This is a genomic window from Janthinobacterium sp. GMG2 (genome assembly GCF_033949445.1).
In the GTDB taxonomy this organism is placed as follows: domain Bacteria; phylum Pseudomonadota; class Gammaproteobacteria; order Burkholderiales; family Burkholderiaceae_D; genus Janthinobacterium; species Janthinobacterium aestuarii.
Genome location: NZ_JAXAWA010000003.1, coordinates 762,954 through 777,947 on the forward strand (window position 1 = coordinate 762,954; position 14,994 = coordinate 777,947).

13 protein-coding genes are annotated in these 14,994 nt (G+C 63.1%); 4 read left to right on the forward strand and 9 right to left on the reverse strand.

Annotated features, from left to right (window positions below; all coding sequences use genetic code 11):
* Nucleotides 1-16: 16 nt before the first annotated feature.
* From SKZ59_RS15475 to SKZ59_RS15490, 4 genes are all read right to left on the reverse strand, one after another.
* Nucleotides 17-1,222 (reverse strand): efflux RND transporter periplasmic adaptor subunit, encoded by a 1,206-nt coding sequence (locus SKZ59_RS15475; RefSeq protein WP_319992237.1) that lies wholly within the window; start codon nt 1,220-1,222, stop codon nt 17-19.
* Between the two features lie 12 nt (nt 1,223-1,234).
* Nucleotides 1,235-2,467 carry a TolC family protein gene (locus SKZ59_RS15480; protein WP_319992238.1) on the reverse strand — a complete coding sequence of 411 codons (1,233 nt, stop codon included), beginning with the start codon at nt 2,465-2,467 and terminating at the stop codon, nt 1,235-1,237.
* A 91-nt stretch (nt 2,468-2,558) separates the two neighbouring features.
* The gene (gene czcI / locus SKZ59_RS15485) at nt 2,559-2,927 is read right to left on the reverse strand and encodes a cation efflux protein, CzcI family (RefSeq protein WP_319992239.1); all 369 of its coding nucleotides are present in this window, start codon (nt 2,925-2,927) and stop codon (nt 2,559-2,561) included.
* A gap of 29 nt (nt 2,928-2,956) precedes the next feature.
* Entirely contained in the window at nt 2,957-4,504 is a 1,548-nt protein-coding gene (locus SKZ59_RS15490; RefSeq protein WP_319992240.1) for a C13 family peptidase, read from the reverse strand.
* A gap of 185 nt (nt 4,505-4,689) precedes the next feature.
* Between SKZ59_RS15490 and SKZ59_RS15495 the strand changes: the two genes are divergently transcribed.
* Nucleotides 4,690-6,645, forward strand: coding sequence for a GAF domain-containing sensor histidine kinase (locus SKZ59_RS15495; protein WP_319992241.1), 1,956 nt, complete (start codon nt 4,690-4,692; stop codon nt 6,643-6,645).
* 205 nt (nt 6,646-6,850) lie between these two features.
* Here SKZ59_RS15495 and SKZ59_RS15500 read toward each other — a convergent pair whose 3' ends face one another.
* Complete coding sequence (locus SKZ59_RS15500; RefSeq protein WP_319992242.1) at nt 6,851-8,362, reverse strand: DUF3369 domain-containing protein; 1,512 nt, start codon at nt 8,360-8,362, stop codon at nt 6,851-6,853.
* 437 nt (nt 8,363-8,799) lie between these two features.
* Between SKZ59_RS15500 and SKZ59_RS15505 the strand changes: the two genes are divergently transcribed.
* The gene (locus tag SKZ59_RS15505) at nt 8,800-9,303 is read left to right on the forward strand and encodes a DUF3016 domain-containing protein (RefSeq protein ID WP_070305452.1); all 504 of its coding nucleotides are present in this window, start codon (nt 8,800-8,802) and stop codon (nt 9,301-9,303) included.
* 15 nt (nt 9,304-9,318) lie between these two features.
* Here the strand turns inward: SKZ59_RS15505 and SKZ59_RS15510 are convergent, their stop codons facing one another.
* The 3 genes from SKZ59_RS15510 to SKZ59_RS15520 form a co-directional block, all read right to left on the reverse strand.
* The gene (locus SKZ59_RS15510; protein ID WP_319992243.1) at nt 9,319-10,104 is read right to left on the reverse strand and encodes a substrate-binding periplasmic protein; all 786 of its coding nucleotides are present in this window, start codon (nt 10,102-10,104) and stop codon (nt 9,319-9,321) included.
* A 60-nt stretch (nt 10,105-10,164) separates the two neighbouring features.
* Nucleotides 10,165-10,608, reverse strand: coding sequence for a thioesterase family protein (locus SKZ59_RS15515; protein WP_034753479.1), 444 nt, complete (start codon nt 10,606-10,608; stop codon nt 10,165-10,167).
* A gap of 169 nt (nt 10,609-10,777) precedes the next feature.
* The gene (locus SKZ59_RS15520) at nt 10,778-12,229 is read right to left on the reverse strand and encodes a PQQ-dependent sugar dehydrogenase (protein WP_319992244.1); all 1,452 of its coding nucleotides are present in this window, start codon (nt 12,227-12,229) and stop codon (nt 10,778-10,780) included.
* Between the two features lie 213 nt (nt 12,230-12,442).
* Here SKZ59_RS15520 and SKZ59_RS15525 point away from each other — a divergent pair, with 213 nt between their 5' ends.
* Both SKZ59_RS15525 and SKZ59_RS15530 read left to right on the forward strand, forming a co-directional pair.
* Nucleotides 12,443-13,549, forward strand: coding sequence for an S-(hydroxymethyl)glutathione dehydrogenase/class III alcohol dehydrogenase (locus SKZ59_RS15525; RefSeq protein WP_034753481.1), 1,107 nt, complete (start codon nt 12,443-12,445; stop codon nt 13,547-13,549).
* A gap of 116 nt (nt 13,550-13,665) precedes the next feature.
* Nucleotides 13,666-13,899: a hypothetical protein gene (locus tag SKZ59_RS15530; protein ID WP_034753482.1), complete on the forward strand. Its 234-nt coding sequence runs from the start codon at nt 13,666-13,668 to the stop codon at nt 13,897-13,899.
* Nucleotides 13,900-13,903: 4 nt separating this feature from the next.
* Here SKZ59_RS15530 and SKZ59_RS15535 read toward each other — a convergent pair whose 3' ends face one another.
* The gene (locus tag SKZ59_RS15535) at nt 13,904-14,908 is read right to left on the reverse strand and encodes a GlxA family transcriptional regulator (RefSeq protein ID WP_072457106.1); all 1,005 of its coding nucleotides are present in this window, start codon (nt 14,906-14,908) and stop codon (nt 13,904-13,906) included.
* Between the last annotated feature and the right edge of the window lie 86 nt (nt 14,909-14,994).

Here is a 14,994-nt window from a genome sequence, read left to right on the forward strand (position 1 = left end):
CTTTAGTTTGACGTGATCAGTGTTCGTGGCCGGCGGAGTCTTTGCCCAGCTCGGACTTCAGAACAAAACTGCCTTGTGCCGCGTACGGCGTGCCGGCTGCCAGGCCCTGCTTGATGTGCGTCAATGTGCCATCGCTGCGGCCCAGCACCACGGGCGTGGCCTGGTAGCCGTCTTTCACCTGCACGAAGACGACGGGCTTGTCTTCCACCGTCTGGATGGCCGTGCTGTGCACGGTGACGGGCGCGTCCGCTTCGCCGGACACCACTTCCACCGTGACGAACAGACCCGGGCGCCAGGCCATGTCGGGGTTTTGCAAGCTGATGCGTGCCTTGGCCGTGCGCGTCTGCTCGCCCAGCAGCGCGCCCACGTAGGTGATCGTGCCTTGCGCGCTGGCGTCAAACGCGGACGCTTTCACCTCCGCCTTGCCTCCCATGCGCACGGTGGCCAGGTCTTTCGCCGGCACGGCGATTTCCGCCCACACGGTCGACAGGTCGGAAATGACGAAGATATTCGCGTCTTCCTTGACGGCCTCGCCCAGGGTGATATGTTTTTCCAGCACCATGCCGTCGAACGGCGCGCGGATCTCATAGCGGTTCAGCGGACCTTTGCTGGTACTCGTGGCGCCCAGCGCGCTGAGCTTTTGCTGCGCGTTCTGCACGGCGATTTCCGCTTCGCGCCACGCCTGCTGCGCCTGCAGATAATCCTGTTCGGCTGAAATTTTCTCGCGCCACAGTTTTTCCTCGCGCTCATACGTGGAGCGGGCCAGCGACAAGCGCCGCTGCGCCGACAGCAGCGCGCTGCGCTGTTCCGACAATTCCGTGCTGGCGATGACGGCCAGCACTTGTCCCTTCTTGACCAGCTGGCCCAGGTCCGCTTGCACCGTTTCGACCACGCCGGCCAGGCGCGGCACGACGTGGGCCGTGCGGTCTTCATTAAAACGGATTTCACCGGGCAGGGCGACCGTCGTCTTGATGCGGCCGGGCGCGGCCATGGCGATGACGACGCCGGCTGCCTTGCTTTGCGCCGCCGTCAATTCCAGCTTGCCTTCCACTTCTTCGTGGCCGTGTTCGTCTTTCTTTTCCGCATGTGCTTCCGCCTTGACGGCAGGGACCGAAGGGGCGCTGGACTTGCCGGTGCCGAGGATCAGAAAGGCCAGCACGATGCCGGCGGCCGCGATGGAAGCGATGGCGACCGCCTGCTTTTTGTTGAGTGTGATGTTCATGGATGGTGTTCCTTACAAAGGAGCTGGTGTACCCAGCAGGCGCTCGATGTCGGCGGCGGCGTGTTGCGCTTCCGTCAGCGCGCGCAGGTATTGGTTTTTGGCTTGCAGCAAGGTGCGCTGGGCATCGAGCACGTCGAGGAAGGCGAACTTGCCGAACTCGAAACCTTTGCTGGCCGCGTCATAGGCGCTTTGGGCACCAGGCAAGATGTCCTGGCGCAAGCTTTCCACGTCGAGCCGGGCCGTGGCCAGGCGTTCGGTGGCGGCGGCCACGTCCGTTTGCACGGCGATGCGGGCGGCGGCCAGCTCGTCGCTGGCCTTGTCGCTGCGGCGCAGGGCGTCGAGTTTGTTACCCGCATTGCGGTCGAACAGGGGCAGCGGCAGGGCCAGGCCGATGATGGCCTGGTTGCGGCCCAGCTCTTCCGAGCGCTTCATGCCGATGCTGACGGTGACGTCGGGCGTGGCGCGCCGCTGTTCCACGTCGAGCATGGCTTGCCGCTGGGCCAGCGCGCTTTGCGCCTGGCGTACGGCCGGGGCTAGCTCCAGGCGCGCCGCCAGTTCGCTTGCCGGTGGCAGCGCCGGCAAGGTTTCCAGCCGTCCTTCCGCGACGCTGAAGCGCGGCGTGGCGTTGCCCCACAGGGCGGCCAGGCGCTTGCGCGCGCTGGCCAGAGTGCTGCGGGCCAGGTTCAGTTCCAGCCGCACGCTCGCTTCGGCGACCCTGGCGCGGGTTTCCTCGACGGGCGAAGCCTTGCCGGCCGTCACCCTACGGGCCGTGATGTCGCTGGCGCGCGCGGCCAGGGCCTGTGCGCTGTCGGCCAGGCGCAAGCCTTCCTGCGCGGCCAGCACGTCGACAAAAGCACTCGTGACGGCGGCGCGCGTGTCGGCTTGCTGCATTGACAGGCCCGCTTGCGCCAGGTCTGCGCCGCGCTGGGCAACGGCGGCGCGCGCCCCCCGTTTGCCGCCCAGTTCGATGAGCTGGTTCAGTTGCACCGTGGTGCTGCGCGTGGCGCGCCGCGTGTCTTCCAGCACGGTTTGCAGTTCCGGATTGGGCAGGGCGCGTGCCTGTTGCAGGGCGCCGCCCTGCGCCGCCAGTTCGTGGCGGGCGGCGGACAGGGTGGCGTTGCCGCCCTCGGCCAGCGCCAGCGCGGCGGGCAGGGTCAACGGTGCGGCGGGTTCCACGCCAGATTGCGCGTGGGCAAGGTTGCCGGCCAGCAGGCCAGCGGATAGCAAGAAAATGAATCGGTGCATCGAATTCTCCAAGGTACGGAAAAAGAATTCGACGGGACGCGCAGGCCTGCGCCTGACTTACTGCGATAAGTGATTGAAACGTCCCGTCGGCCTAGATGGCCGACGACCAGTCAGGGCGCTTGGGAGCGTCCGGGATGTGGGAAGCGTAAAAGAAGGGGGAGGTGTCCGCGTTGACGGAGGCCGTGTCGCCGATGGGCAGGCTGGAGCCGGCTGGCAGCCATGCATGGCCGATGCCGTGGCAGACGTTGCAGTCGCTGTGCGGCTGGCCTTTTTTCTGCTGGTCCGCCACTTTTTTGTCGCCGGCAGGCTGCTTGTCCGCATCTGCCTTGTGCTGATGGCTGTGGTGACCCAGGTGCTGCGCCGCCTTGCCTTCCTCGTGCAGGCAATACGCGCTCGCCGCGGCCCAGGACATCTGGAGCGGAAGCACGAACAGCAGAAAAATGAGGAAGAATCGGCGCATGGTGACGGCTATTGTACAGAAAGAAGCGCTTAGCGGGGTTGGGCGCGCCACGCCTTCAGCTGCGCGGCGATGGCCTTGCCCTGGAACAACTGCGGCTCGGAATGCTCTTCCGCTTCCATGCCGCCTTCGTTAAAGTCGGCCGCTTCGCGCGCCTGCACCAGCACTTTGGCCTTGTCGAAGGCTTCGGCAAAGCCAGCGCTCTTCGGCAAGGCTTCCTTGAAATACGCTTCGCTGAAGTACGTAAAATCGTTCTGGTCGTCGCAGCCGAACGAGGTGCGGTCGCTGCGCGCGGCCGTGATGATGAGGGTGTTGTCATCTTTTAATGGCGCGATGAATCCGCCCGCATAGCAGGCCGAGATCACGATGACTTTCCAGCGGATGCCGCTGTGCTTGAGCATGGAAGCCAGCTCCTGCGCGGGCAGGCTGTGCAAGTCCATGCCGTTTTGCGCCAGCGCCAGTTCGTGCTCGGGCGAGCCGTGGCTGGTGAGGAACAGGAACAGGATGTCGTTGGCCTTGTCCATCTTCGCGCCCAGCGTGTCGAGGCTGGCCGCGATGCTGGTGCGCGTGGCCATCGGCTGCTGGGCCACCGTGTTGCGGCTGTTGACCAGCATCAAGGAGCGGCCCACGGTACCGTAATCGCGGTCGAACTGGCGCTGCACAAAGGCCGTTTCGCGGTGGAACACTTCCTGCGCGCCATCGCCGGCCACGCCCAGCAAATACAGATTGATCTTTTTCGCCGTGTCGCGCGGCGCGATGCGGGCCAGGGCGCCGTCGAGCAGGCTGCGCTGGTTGTACAGGGCCAGCTCGATATTGTCACGCGTGAGCTTGTCCAGGGCAGGGTCGTCCAACTGGCCTTCCGTCCAGTTGCCGCTGTCTTCGCGCCGGCCGTCCGCTTGCGCCACGGCGTAGCGCAACACGCCCTTGCCGTCGAACTGGCCATTCTTGAAGCCGCCCCTGTATTCGTCGCCGTCGGCCGTGCGCAGCACGCCTTCACCTTCGAATTTCCAGTCTTTCAGCTCGCCTTCGTAGTGGATGCCGTCGCTGGTGGTGACCTTGGCCTTGCCCTGCACCTGGCCCTGGACGAATTCGCCTTCGAAGACGGTGCCGTCCGTGTCGGTCAGTTTGCCGGCGCCGTGCGGGCGCCAGTGCTTGAAATGGCCTTCGAAGGTGGCGCCGTCGGCACCCTGGAAGCGGCCTTGTCCCTCGAAGCTGCCCTTGACGAAGTTGCCCGCATAAATCTCGCCCTTGGGCGAGGTGTAGCGGCCGATGCCATCGAAGGCGCCCTGGCGGAAGGCGCCCGTGTATTCGACGCCGGACGCCTGGCGCAGCTTGCCCTGGCCGGAAAACACCCCGCGCGCGAAACCGCCTTCGTAGAATGCGCCGCTCGCATACTCGAGCCGGCCCTGGCCATGCATCTTGCCCGCGACGAGGGGACCGAAATAGCGTCCGCCATCGGCCGTTTCCGCCGCCGGCGCCTTGGCTGGCGCGGCGCACAGCGGCGGCATGCCCAGCGCGGCAAAGGCCAGCAGGCCGGCGAGGGTATAGGGACGAAGCGAGGCGCGTAGCGTGGCGGTCATGAGGACGGTCTGGTCTGTAGGAAGGGGCCTAGTCTGCCACTGTATTGCCAGCGTGGCAAATGTGCGCGTGGCGTGCGTTGCTCTGCCTCAAGGCAAGATTCTCCGTTTTATGCCGTGCCAAGGCCGGGCTGAACTGATAATATTGATTTTCAGAACATATACTTGCACAAGGTACATAGTCACCCATGGAAAGCCGTCTCAGCCGTCTGGAAGCCGTTCAAACCGTGTTGCTGGAGATCGGGCAGCGCTCGAGCACCTGCAGCGATATCAGCGAATTCCTGCAGGCGGTGCATGCGGCGCTGGGACGCATCATGTATGCGGCGAACTTTTACGTGGCGCTCAGCGACCATGACGACGGCCTCGTGCGCTTTCCGTATTTTGTCGATGAATTCGACGCCGCGCCCGACCCGGACGAGGGCGTGCGCCTGGCCAGCGCCGCGCAGTCGCCCACGGCGTGGGTCATCGTCAACCGCAAGCAGCTGGTGATGACGGCCGACGACGACGCCATGCGCGCCATCGGCGGCGGCGCCTGGGGCGGCGGCACGGCTGCCGAGCACTGGATCGGCTGTCCGCTGCTGGACCAGCAGCACCAGGTGCTGGGCGCCATCGTCATCCAGAGCTATGACGCGCAGCACCGCTTCAGCCTGGAAGACCAGGCCCTGTTCGCGCTGATCGCCACCCACGTGTCGAGCGCCCTGCAAGGCATGCAAAGTATGGACCGGCTGGAAAAGGCGGTGCAGGAGCGCACGGCCCTGCTGGCGCACGAGGTGGCCGAGCGGCGCCGCGCGGAAAACCTCCAGCATGCGCTGTATGAAATCGCCAACCTGTCGGCGCAGGCGGCCGACGCGACGACCCTGTATGCGCGCCTGCACGCCATCATCAGCGAGCTGGTGACGGCCAAGAATTTCCTGATCGCCCTGTACCACCCGGACAACAAGGACATCACGATCCCGTATTTCGTCGACGAGAAGGATGCGCAGGCGCCCGTGAAACGCTTTCATTACGGCATCGGCATGAGTTCGTACGTGCTGGCGCGGCGCAAGGCTTGCCTGCTCGATGCCAGCAGCTATGCGGCGCTGGTGGCCAGCGGCGAGATGGACGAGCCGCTGGGCAATGTCGGCATCGCCAGCTGGATGGGCGCGCCCATGCTGCTGGGCGAGCGCAAATATGGCGTGATCATTGTGCAAAGCTACGACGAATCCGTCGTGTATGGCCAGGCGGAACTGGATGTGCTGGCCTTCATGGCCAGCCACGTGGCCGTGGCGATGGCCCGCATCCAGGCCGACAGCGCCATGCGCCAGGCCAAGGAAGCGCTGGAAGAACAGAACGCGGCCCTGAACAGCGCCCTGAGCGCCTTGCAGGAAGCGCAGTCGGAACTGGTGCGCCAGGAAAAGCTGGCATCGCTGGGGCGCCTGGTGGCGGGCGTGGCGCATGAAATCAATACGCCGTTGGGTATTTGCGTGACGGCCACCAGCCACCTGGTGCAGGAATTGAAACTCACGCGCGAAGACCTGGAAGGCGGCCAGCTCGATGAAGACGGCTTGCGGCAATTCTTCGACATCATCGACCAGACCCTGCGCATCATGACGACGAACACGCAGCGCGCCGCGGCGCTGGTGCGCAGCTTCAAGCAGGTGGCCGTGGACCAGTCGTCGGACGAATTGCGCAGCTTTAACTTGCGCAAATACCTCGATGAAGTCCTGCTGTCCCTGCAGCCCAAGCTCAAGGGCAAGCCGGTCAAAGTGGAGATCGACTGCGCGCCCGAGGTGCAGCTGCGCAGCTATCCGGGCGCCGTCTCGCAGATCGTCACGAACATGGTGGTCAATTCACTGGTGCACGGCTTTGCGGAAGGCGAACCGGGCAAGATCAAGCTGTCCGCCCGAACGGCGGGTGACATGCTGGAACTCGATTATAGCGACGACGGCATGGGCATGGACAGCGCCACCCTGGCACAGCTGTTCGATCCCTTCTTCACGACGAAGCGCGGTTCCGGCGGCAGCGGCCTCGGTGCGCATATCCTGTACAACCTGGTGACGGGACCGCTGGGAGGGACGGTGAAGGTGGTCAGTGCGCCAGGCATGGGATTGCATTACAAGATACGCTTCCCTCTCGGTTTCAATGATGTGTCCTTGAAAACCTGAAAACGGCGGGCCGGAGACGCGGGCCTGAGAAAATGCCGATGGCGGCGTTGCAGCTCCTTGCCGTACATGCGTACTGTCTGCGTCGCTGCGCCTTGCCCTCGACATTTTTCAGGCCCGCTTGGCCCGGAGTGCCCGTGTTGGGAGCTTGGGCCGAAGCGTGTTTTGCCGGGGTGCGTATCGCCCGGGGGCACTTGGCTCTGACCTGCTAATCCGGGAAACGTTGATTCAGCGCCAGTGCCTCATCGAGATTCGCAATCAACAACTCCACATACTGCGGATCGAGGTGGCTGCCGCTCACTTCGCGCAGGTAGCTGACCACGCGCTCCAGGGGCCAGGCGTCCTTGTAGCAGCGCTTGTGCATGAGGGCGTCGAAGACGTCGGCGACGGCGGCGATGCGTGCGTATTTGTGGATGTTTTCGCCGACCAGGCCTTGCGGGTAGCCGCTGCCGTCGAATTTTTCATGGTGCTGGTGGGCGATCACGGCCGCTGCCTTCAGGAGCGGGCGCTGCGAGCCGTCGAGGATGGACATGCCTACCGTCGGATGCTGCTTCATGATTTCCCATTCGGCCGCATCGAGCTTGCCCGGTTTGAGCAGCACGGCGTCGGGGGTGGAGATCTTGCCGATGTCGTGCATGGGCGCCGCGTGGCGCAGCACCATGGTTTCCTCTTCCGACATGCCGGACGCCTGCGCCAGCAGCTGGCACACTTCGGCCATGCGGCGCACGTGGTTGCCGCCTTCGTGCGAGCGCGATTCGACCACGTCGCCCAGGCGCAAGATCAGCTCGGCCTGGGTATCGGTGATTTCCTGCGTCAGCAGGATGTTGTCGAAGGCGATGGCCACGCCGGAGCAGAATACTTCCAGCAATTGCGCGTCGAGATCGGAGATTTCTTCCACACCTTTGAGTACCAGCAAGGACGCCTTGCCGCTGCTGTTCGGGAAATAGCCGACATAGGTGTCGCCATGCAGGCGCGAAATCTTGTTGCTCTTGGCATCGTCCAGCTGCGACAGCAGGGACGGGCTGAGGATGCCGCCATCGGCTTCATGGTCGCCGATCTGCGCGAGGATTTCATAGTCTTGCTCGCCCGTGATGGCGCTGGCGCCGCGCAGGCGCAGCAGCATGCTCGTTTCCAGGCGCAGCAGGGCGACGACTTGCTGCAGCAGGCCGCTGGCGAAGTCGCGCAGGTTGCGCTGCTTGAAGATGTGCGCCGAGGCGGCGATGACGCGCTCGAGTCCTTCGCGGTAATGGAGCTGGGCCTGGCGCGCTTCTTCCACCTTCATGATGTCGCGGTAGGCGCGCAGGGCGGCAAAGGTGGTGGTGAACAGCTTGGTGCGGTCCAGTTCCGTCTTTTCCTTGTAGTCGTTGATGTCGTAGTTGACGATCACCCGTTCTTCCGGCGCCTGTCCCGGCTGTCCCGTGCGCAGCACGATGCGCGTAAACTGGTTGCCCAGGTCTTCGCGCATCCAGCGCGCCACTTCCAGGCCGCTGTCTTCGCGTTCCATCACCACGTCGAGGAAGACGAGCGCGATGCCTTCTTCGCGCGCCAGCACCTGCTTGGCTTCGGCGCCGCTGTACGCGTGCACGAAGCTCAGCGCGCGGCCTTCGAGGCGGAAACGGCTCAGCGTCAGTTTGGTGATGTCGTGGATGTCGGGTTCATCATCGACGAGCAGGACTTTCCAGGGAGGTAACTTGGGCGTTGCTGAAGACAAAAATGACATAAGGGCAAGTTCCGCTAAAAGGCATAACTGACGCAATGCTGAGACGCCCGCGCCAGGAATTCCTGTGCGCCATGACCGGCGTTGCGCGTTTTTCGGGCGCATTTTGTCGATTGTAGACTGACAGCTAAGTATTAACAATAAGCAAGAACAATTGACTAAAATCATGCAACACACGTGCTAAAAAAGCACTTTAAATCCGTGCTGCCGACACTATCTATACTTTATCGCTTAGGCAACTATATGTTCAAGACAATACTTTGTTTTAATTAATATTGCTAATGAATCTGCAAAAAAGTGGCGGCCGGTCTTGTCAGAGTTGCCGTAGGAAAAGGTAACAAGGTATGAATTTCGCTTTGAACGGCGGCGCATGGGGGTATAGTGAATCGGATAAAAAGTGGCTCATGCGCCACCCATATTTTTCCTGAAAGGATTACATCATGAAAAAGAAGACAACGCGCGCCCTGATCGCCGGCCTGGCCTTGCTGGCCAGCAGCGCGGCCTGGGCAGGAACCGAAGTGCATTTCAGCAAACCGGATCAATTCACGGATGTGCCGTTCGACCCGCACGAACGGGAAGACGTACTGAAGGAGCTGACCCGGCATTTCGAGAAGCTGGGTACGGCGCTGCCGCCCGGGCGGACCTTGAAAATCGACGTCACGGATGTGGACCTGGCGGGACGTGAAAATCCTTCCCTGCGTGCCGGCCATGATATCCGCGTCATGAATGGCCGGGTCGACTGGCCGCGCATGCGCCTGCAGTATGTGCTGGAACAGGATGGCAAGGTCATCAGCAGCGGCAATGCGGCCCTGTCCGATATGTCATACCTGAGCCGCATCAATCCTTACTTCAGCAATGAAAAGTTGCGCTATGAAAAGCTGATGATCGATGACTGGTTTTCCGATACCTTTGGCGTCAAGGTGAAGCGCCACGCGCGCAAGTAGTGAGCAAGTAGTAAATCAGCGCAGGTAAGCGCCTTCGATGCGCGCCAGCTCGCCGTTCTGCCGCATGGCGAGCAGGGCGGCATTCATCCTCTCGATGAAATCGGCCTTGTAGGCGGGCGTGTTGCGGGCGCTGTAGGCGATGTAGGTGGCTTCGGATGACAATTCCAGCACTTCGCGCAATTGAAAGCCGTAGCCGGCCAGTTCGTCTTGAAGCTGGCGCGCCGTGTGGCGTGCCGCGCCGCGGTCGCTGGCGTAGCAATCGATGCGCCGCAGGGCCAGTTTCTTCAGGTTCGCTTCATTCCCCTTGGCCGCTTCCAGGCGCAGCAGCCCCTGGCGGGCTGGCGCCATCAACTTTTCCGACAGCAAAAAACCCGTGTTGACGCCAATGGTCAGACCCGCAAAGTCGGTCGGGAAGTGCGTGCGCGGCGTGCGCATGACGGCGTCATGGCAAAACAGCACCACCGATTCGCGGTGCAGCACGGCCGAATATGGTTGCACGTACGAGCGTTCCGTCTTGCGTCCGGGCGGAAACAGGCCGAAAACCTGGCCTTTTTCCAGCGCGTCGAGCCCCCGTTTCCAGGGGCGCGGCTGCAATTCCAGCCGGTAGCCGGGCATCGTGCCCGCCGCCTGGCGCAGGATGTCGATATACATGCCCTTGAAGACACCGTTTTCCACATAGCTGTACGGCGCGTAGTCATCGTCGCCGTACAGCGTGACGGTTTGCGGCGCGGCCAGGGCGCATGGCAAGACGCCCAGCAACGCCAGGGCCAGGCACAGTCTTGCCGTTATTGCTGATTGCATGCCGCTCCAGAATTAATTATCTTCCTGGCAAGGATACAGCATGGCGGCATCGAGCTGCTGTCAATCGATCCAGTTCACCTGCGGGAACTTGCTGCCGAACTCTTCCGGCATGGGCACGACCTGGCTGCGCTTGTAGTTGAAGAAGACAAAGCCGGACTTGGCCATCGCGATCAGGGTGTTGTCGCGCGGGCGCGTGATGCGGAAGGTGATGTCGCCGCCATACTTGTTGAAATCCATGACGCCCACTTCGAACAGCAGCTGGTCGCGCGCATGGGCTTCGGCGCGGTAGGTGGTGGCCAGGTCGGTGACGATGATGCCGGTGCCGTCCGCTTCGATGTCGCGCACGCCATATTCGAACAGGAAGCGGGCGCGCGCCTCGGAAATCATGGAAATCATGGAATCGTTGCCGAGATGGTTGCCGGCATTGATGTCCGTCGTGCGTACCGTCAGTTGCGAGGAATAGCAGTACTGGTCTTCGGGAAATTCAAGTTTCAAACGGGCCATGGTGTTCTCTTGGGCTGGTGCGCAGGGCGCGGCGGAAAAACCAATTTTAGCCGGTTCCCCGCGCCCCGTCGAAAAACGCGGCCTCAGGCGTGCGTCGCCATGACTGCTTGCACATGCTCATTGGCCCACCTCATTGGCCCACCTTATTGGCCCATCTTTTTGCGTACGCTTATTTGCGTACAATCTTGTACACCTTGCCCGTGCCGCTCAGCATGTACAGCTCGTTTTGCGCATCCTGGCCGAACGACAGGATGTTGCCCACATTCGTGATGCCCCAGTCTTTTACGGCCGATGCGGTGCCATTGCTGTAGCTGAAACTCTTCAGCCAGGCGCTGCAGTAATCCGAATACAGGTATTGCCCCGCCAGCTCCGGCAAGGCCGCTCCCCGGTACACATAGCCGCCCGTGATTGAGCAGCCGTTGGCCGTATCGTTGTTGTACGTGATGGCGGGTAGAACCAGCCCCGCCTGGTTGCAACTGGTGCTGTTGTAGCACTGCGTGCCCTCCATGATGTTCCAGCCATAGTTGTTGCCCGCCTGGCCCACGGGACGCACGTCGACTTCTTCCAGATTGGCCTGGCCCACATCGGCGATATACAGTAGCTGGGCTGGCACGTCGAAGGCGTAGCGCCACGGGTTGCGCAAGCCGTAGGCCCAGATTTCAGGGCGCCCGCCTGCCGTGGCAAACGGGTTGCCGGGCGGAATGGCGTACGGCTGGGCCACCGTGCTGGCGTTGACGTCCAGGCGCAGCAGCTTGCCCAGCAGGACATTCGTGTTTTGCGCATTGCGGGCCGGGTCGCCCGCGCCGCCGCCGTCGCCCGTGCCCGCATACAGATAGCCATCCGGCCCAAAGCTGAGCAGGCCGCCATAATGGTTGCTGAACGTGGGGTGGGGAATAGTCAGGATGGTCAGCGCCGACAGGGGATCGGCCATGTTGGCGTTGCCGGCCGACACCTGCCGGCGCTCGATGACGATATCGCCGGCCAGGTTGGTGTAATACAGGAAGAAATAGCCATTGCTGGCGTATTGCGGATGGAAGGCCATCGACAGCAAACCCCGCTCGCCGCTGGTGGTGGTGAGCGTACTGATGTCGAGGAAGGGCGTGGCCAGCAGAGTGCCGTTCTGCACCACGCGGATGCGGCCGGCCCGTTCGAGGATGAACAAACGGCTGTCGCCGGGCGGCGCCGTAAGGAAGATGGGCACGCTCAAGCCGCTGGCCACCTCCTGCAGGCCCAGGGTCAGCGGCGTGGCCGCCGCATACAGGACGCTGGCGCTGGCCGTCGCCCCCGCATTGACTTGCACCTGCTGCGTGACGGGCGTGGGCGCCAGCGGTCCCGTGCCTTGTGTCACGCTGGCGGCGTTGAGCGTATAGGCGCCGGGCGCCAGATCCGTGAGCGTGGCGCTCGCCGTCAATGTCTTGCTGTAGGACGCAGGTCCCGTCACCGTGACGGCGCCCGCCACGCCGGCCGGCAAGCCGCCGATGCTGACCGTCAGGCTGCCGGTGGTGGGGCCAGGCGCAGGGTCGTCATCGTCGCCGCCGCCACAGGCGGCCAGCAGGGCCAAACAGCATGCCAGCAGCAGGGCCAGCCAGGGCCGGGGAAAGCGGGAAAGGATATGGCGCATGTCGGTCTCCTGCGGGAACGGCGCAACGGCGGCTCAATCGGGGAGCCTGTGCCAAGAATGCGCGTCTTTGTGCCTGTAGGTTTGCGTTGGCGCAAACGTGCGGCGCCATCGGACAAATGCGCCGCGTTTTCAGACAAGCGCGTGGCCAGCCGCGCCATCGCGCCTGCCGGCGCCCGATAATGGCGCATCTGAAACCGAGCAGGAATGACACACATGAAAACCAAAGCCGCGATTGCCTGGAAGGCGGGCGCCCCGCTGACCATCGAAGAAGTCGACCTGGCCGGCCCGCGCGCCGGCGAAGTGCTGGTCGAACTGAAAGCCACGGGCATTTGCCATACCGATTACTACACCTTGTCCGGCGCCGATCCGGAAGGCATCTTCCCTGCCATCCTCGGCCATGAAGGCGCCGGCGTCGTCGTCGACGTGGGCCCGGGCGTGACGACCCTGAAAAAGGACGACCACGTCATCCCGCTGTACACGCCGGAATGCCGCCAGTGCAAGTTCTGCCTGTCGCAAAAGACGAATCTGTGCCAGGCCATCCGTTCCACGCAGGGCCGCGGTCTGATGCCGGACGCCACCAGCCGCTTCTCGCTCAATGGCCAGCCGCTGTTCCACTACATGGGCACGTCCACGTTCTCGAACTACATCGTCGTGCCGGAAATCGCTCTCGCAAAGATCCGTTCCGACGCGCCATTCGACAAGGTGTGCTACATCGGCTGCGGCGTGACGACGGGCGTGGGCGCCGTCCTGTTCTCGGCCAAGGTGGAAGCGGGCGCCAACGTGGCCGTGTTCGGCCTGGGCGGCATCGGCCTGAACGTGATCCAGGCGGCGAAAATGGTCGGCGCCGACAAGATCATCGGTATCGACATCAACCCGGCGCGCCAGGCCATCGCGCGCAAGTTCGGCATGACGCATTTCATCAACCCGAACGAAGTGGAAAACGTCGTCGACGCCATCGTGCAGCTGACGGATGGCGGCGCCGATTATTCGTTCGAATGCGTGGGCAACACGACCTTGATGCGCCAGGCGCTCGAGTGCACGCACAAGGGCTGGGGAAAATCGTTCATCATCGGTGTCGCGGCGGCGGGCCAGGAAATTTCCACCCGTCCATTCCAGCTGGTGACGGGGCGCGAATGGCGCGGTTCGGCCTTCGGTGGCGCGCGGGGACGCACGGACGTGCCGAAAATCGTCGACTGGTATATGGAAGGCAAGCTCAATATCGACGACCTGATCACGCACCGCTTGCCGCTCGAACGCATCAATGAGGGCTTCGACCTGATGAAGAGCGGCGAATCGATCCGTTCCGTCGTGTTGTATTAATTTTATCGGACTGTACTCATTGCGCAACACATGACGGACGGGGTAGGGCGGCACGCTGTACTTCGCTGCCTGCCCCTGCTAGTGTGAAGACATCCGCCTTGCTTTGGGAGCCGTCCATGTTTGCCACTGCCTATCTCGCGACCTTGCGCCGCATGCTGCCCGTCTTCCTCGGCGCGGCCCTGTCTTCCCTGCTGGCCTTGTGGTGGAGCAATGCCGCCAGCCTTGCCACGCCCGCCATCTGGCTGGCGCTGCTGGCGACGTATCTGCTGTGCGCACTCCTGTTTACGCCGCTGGCCCTGCAGAGCCGCCAGCTGGCCACGCGCCACGTGCGTCACGGCAAGCCGCGCTGACCTCCTAGCGCGCCGTGCTGGAAAAGCGCTCGCGATAGTCGCGCGGCGTGATGGCGAGTTTCTTTTGGAATAGGCGGCGCAGCCTGTCCTCGCTATGCAAGCCCGCCTGCACGGCCACCTGTTTTAAGGAAGATACATTGTCTTCCAGCAAACGGCGCGCCACTTCGAAGCGGGCCGTGTCGATGAATTCCGTGGGGCTGGTCCCCGTTTCGCGCTGGAACACGCGCGTAAAATTGCGTTCGCTCATGGCCAGCCTGGCCGCCAGCAGCGGCACGGTGAGTTCTTCGGCAAGATGCTCCATGATCCAGCCCTGCAACTGGCGGATGGTCGGATGCGTTGTCATCTGGCTCGACAGGTGCACGGAAAACTGCGACTGGCCGCCGGGCCGCTTCAAATACACGACCAGGTCGCGCGCCACTTCCAGCGCGATATCGCGGCTGAAATCGTCTTCCACCAGGGCCAGCGCCAAATCGATGCCGGCCGTCACGCCGGCCGACGTCCAGAATTTCCCTTCCCGCACGAAAATCGCATCGGCATTGACCTGTATCAATGGATAGCGCTGGCGCAGGCTGTCCACGGCGCTCCAGTGCGTGGCGGCGCTTTTGCCGTCGAGCACACCGGCTTCGGCCAGGAAAAAGCAGCCCGTACACAGGGCCGCCAGGGTATCGATGCGCGGCGCAGCCTCGGCCACCCAGGCGGCGAGCGCGGGGATGTCCTGCAAGACTTGCTCGACGTGATGGCAGCCGACGATGACGGCCAGGTCGGGCAGGCGGCTGGCGTCGAGTGCCTTGCTCGCGTGCAGCGACATCAGCGTGTCCGATTCGACCGGGCCGATGGCCGTCGAGGCGATGCGCACGTCGTAGCCGCCGGGCAGCTTGCGCAGGCGCAGATGGGTGTTGGCGTAGTCAAACACCTTCATGGCGCCGATGGCTTCGAGCGCCTTGAAGCCGGGATAGACGATGATGTCGACTGTGCGCAGGGGAAATTCTTTGGGGCTTTGCTTGATCATGCGATATGCGCGAGGGGGATAAATACTGCCATAATGCAACAACAGCGATGGCGTAGGTTAGCATGAAATAATCGGCGCGCCCGCTG

What these genes read in the sequence shown, in the direction of transcription:
- SKZ59_RS15505 (WP_070305452.1), top strand. Translation starts at nt 8,800, where the DNA reads ATGAAAAAGAAGACAACGCGCGCCCTGATCGCCGGCCTGGCCTTGCTG.
- SKZ59_RS15520 (WP_319992244.1), bottom strand. Translation starts at nt 12,229, where the DNA reads ATGCGCCATATCCTTTCCCGCTTTCCCCGGCCCTGGCTGGCCCTGCTG.
- SKZ59_RS15480 (WP_319992238.1), bottom strand. Translation starts at nt 2,467, where the DNA reads ATGCACCGATTCATTTTCTTGCTATCCGCTGGCCTGCTGGCCGGCAAC.
- SKZ59_RS15510 (WP_319992243.1), bottom strand. Translation starts at nt 10,104, where the DNA reads ATGCAATCAGCAATAACGGCAAGACTGTGCCTGGCCCTGGCGTTGCTG.
- czcI (WP_319992239.1), bottom strand. Translation starts at nt 2,927, where the DNA reads ATGCGCCGATTCTTCCTCATTTTTCTGCTGTTCGTGCTTCCGCTCCAG.
- SKZ59_RS15490 (WP_319992240.1), bottom strand. Translation starts at nt 4,504, where the DNA reads ATGACCGCCACGCTACGCGCCTCGCTTCGTCCCTATACCCTCGCCGGC.
- SKZ59_RS15525 (WP_034753481.1), top strand. Translation starts at nt 12,443, where the DNA reads ATGAAAACCAAAGCCGCGATTGCCTGGAAGGCGGGCGCCCCGCTGACC.
- SKZ59_RS15535 (WP_072457106.1), bottom strand. Translation starts at nt 14,908, where the DNA reads ATGATCAAGCAAAGCCCCAAAGAATTTCCCCTGCGCACAGTCGACATC.
- SKZ59_RS15530 (WP_034753482.1), top strand. Translation starts at nt 13,666, where the DNA reads ATGTTTGCCACTGCCTATCTCGCGACCTTGCGCCGCATGCTGCCCGTC.
- SKZ59_RS15475 (WP_319992237.1), bottom strand. Translation starts at nt 1,222, where the DNA reads ATGAACATCACACTCAACAAAAAGCAGGCGGTCGCCATCGCTTCCATC.
- SKZ59_RS15500 (WP_319992242.1), bottom strand. Translation starts at nt 8,362, where the DNA reads ATGTCATTTTTGTCTTCAGCAACGCCCAAGTTACCTCCCTGGAAAGTC.
- SKZ59_RS15515 (WP_034753479.1), bottom strand. Translation starts at nt 10,608, where the DNA reads ATGGCCCGTTTGAAACTTGAATTTCCCGAAGACCAGTACTGCTATTCC.
- SKZ59_RS15495 (WP_319992241.1), top strand. Translation starts at nt 4,690, where the DNA reads ATGGAAAGCCGTCTCAGCCGTCTGGAAGCCGTTCAAACCGTGTTGCTG.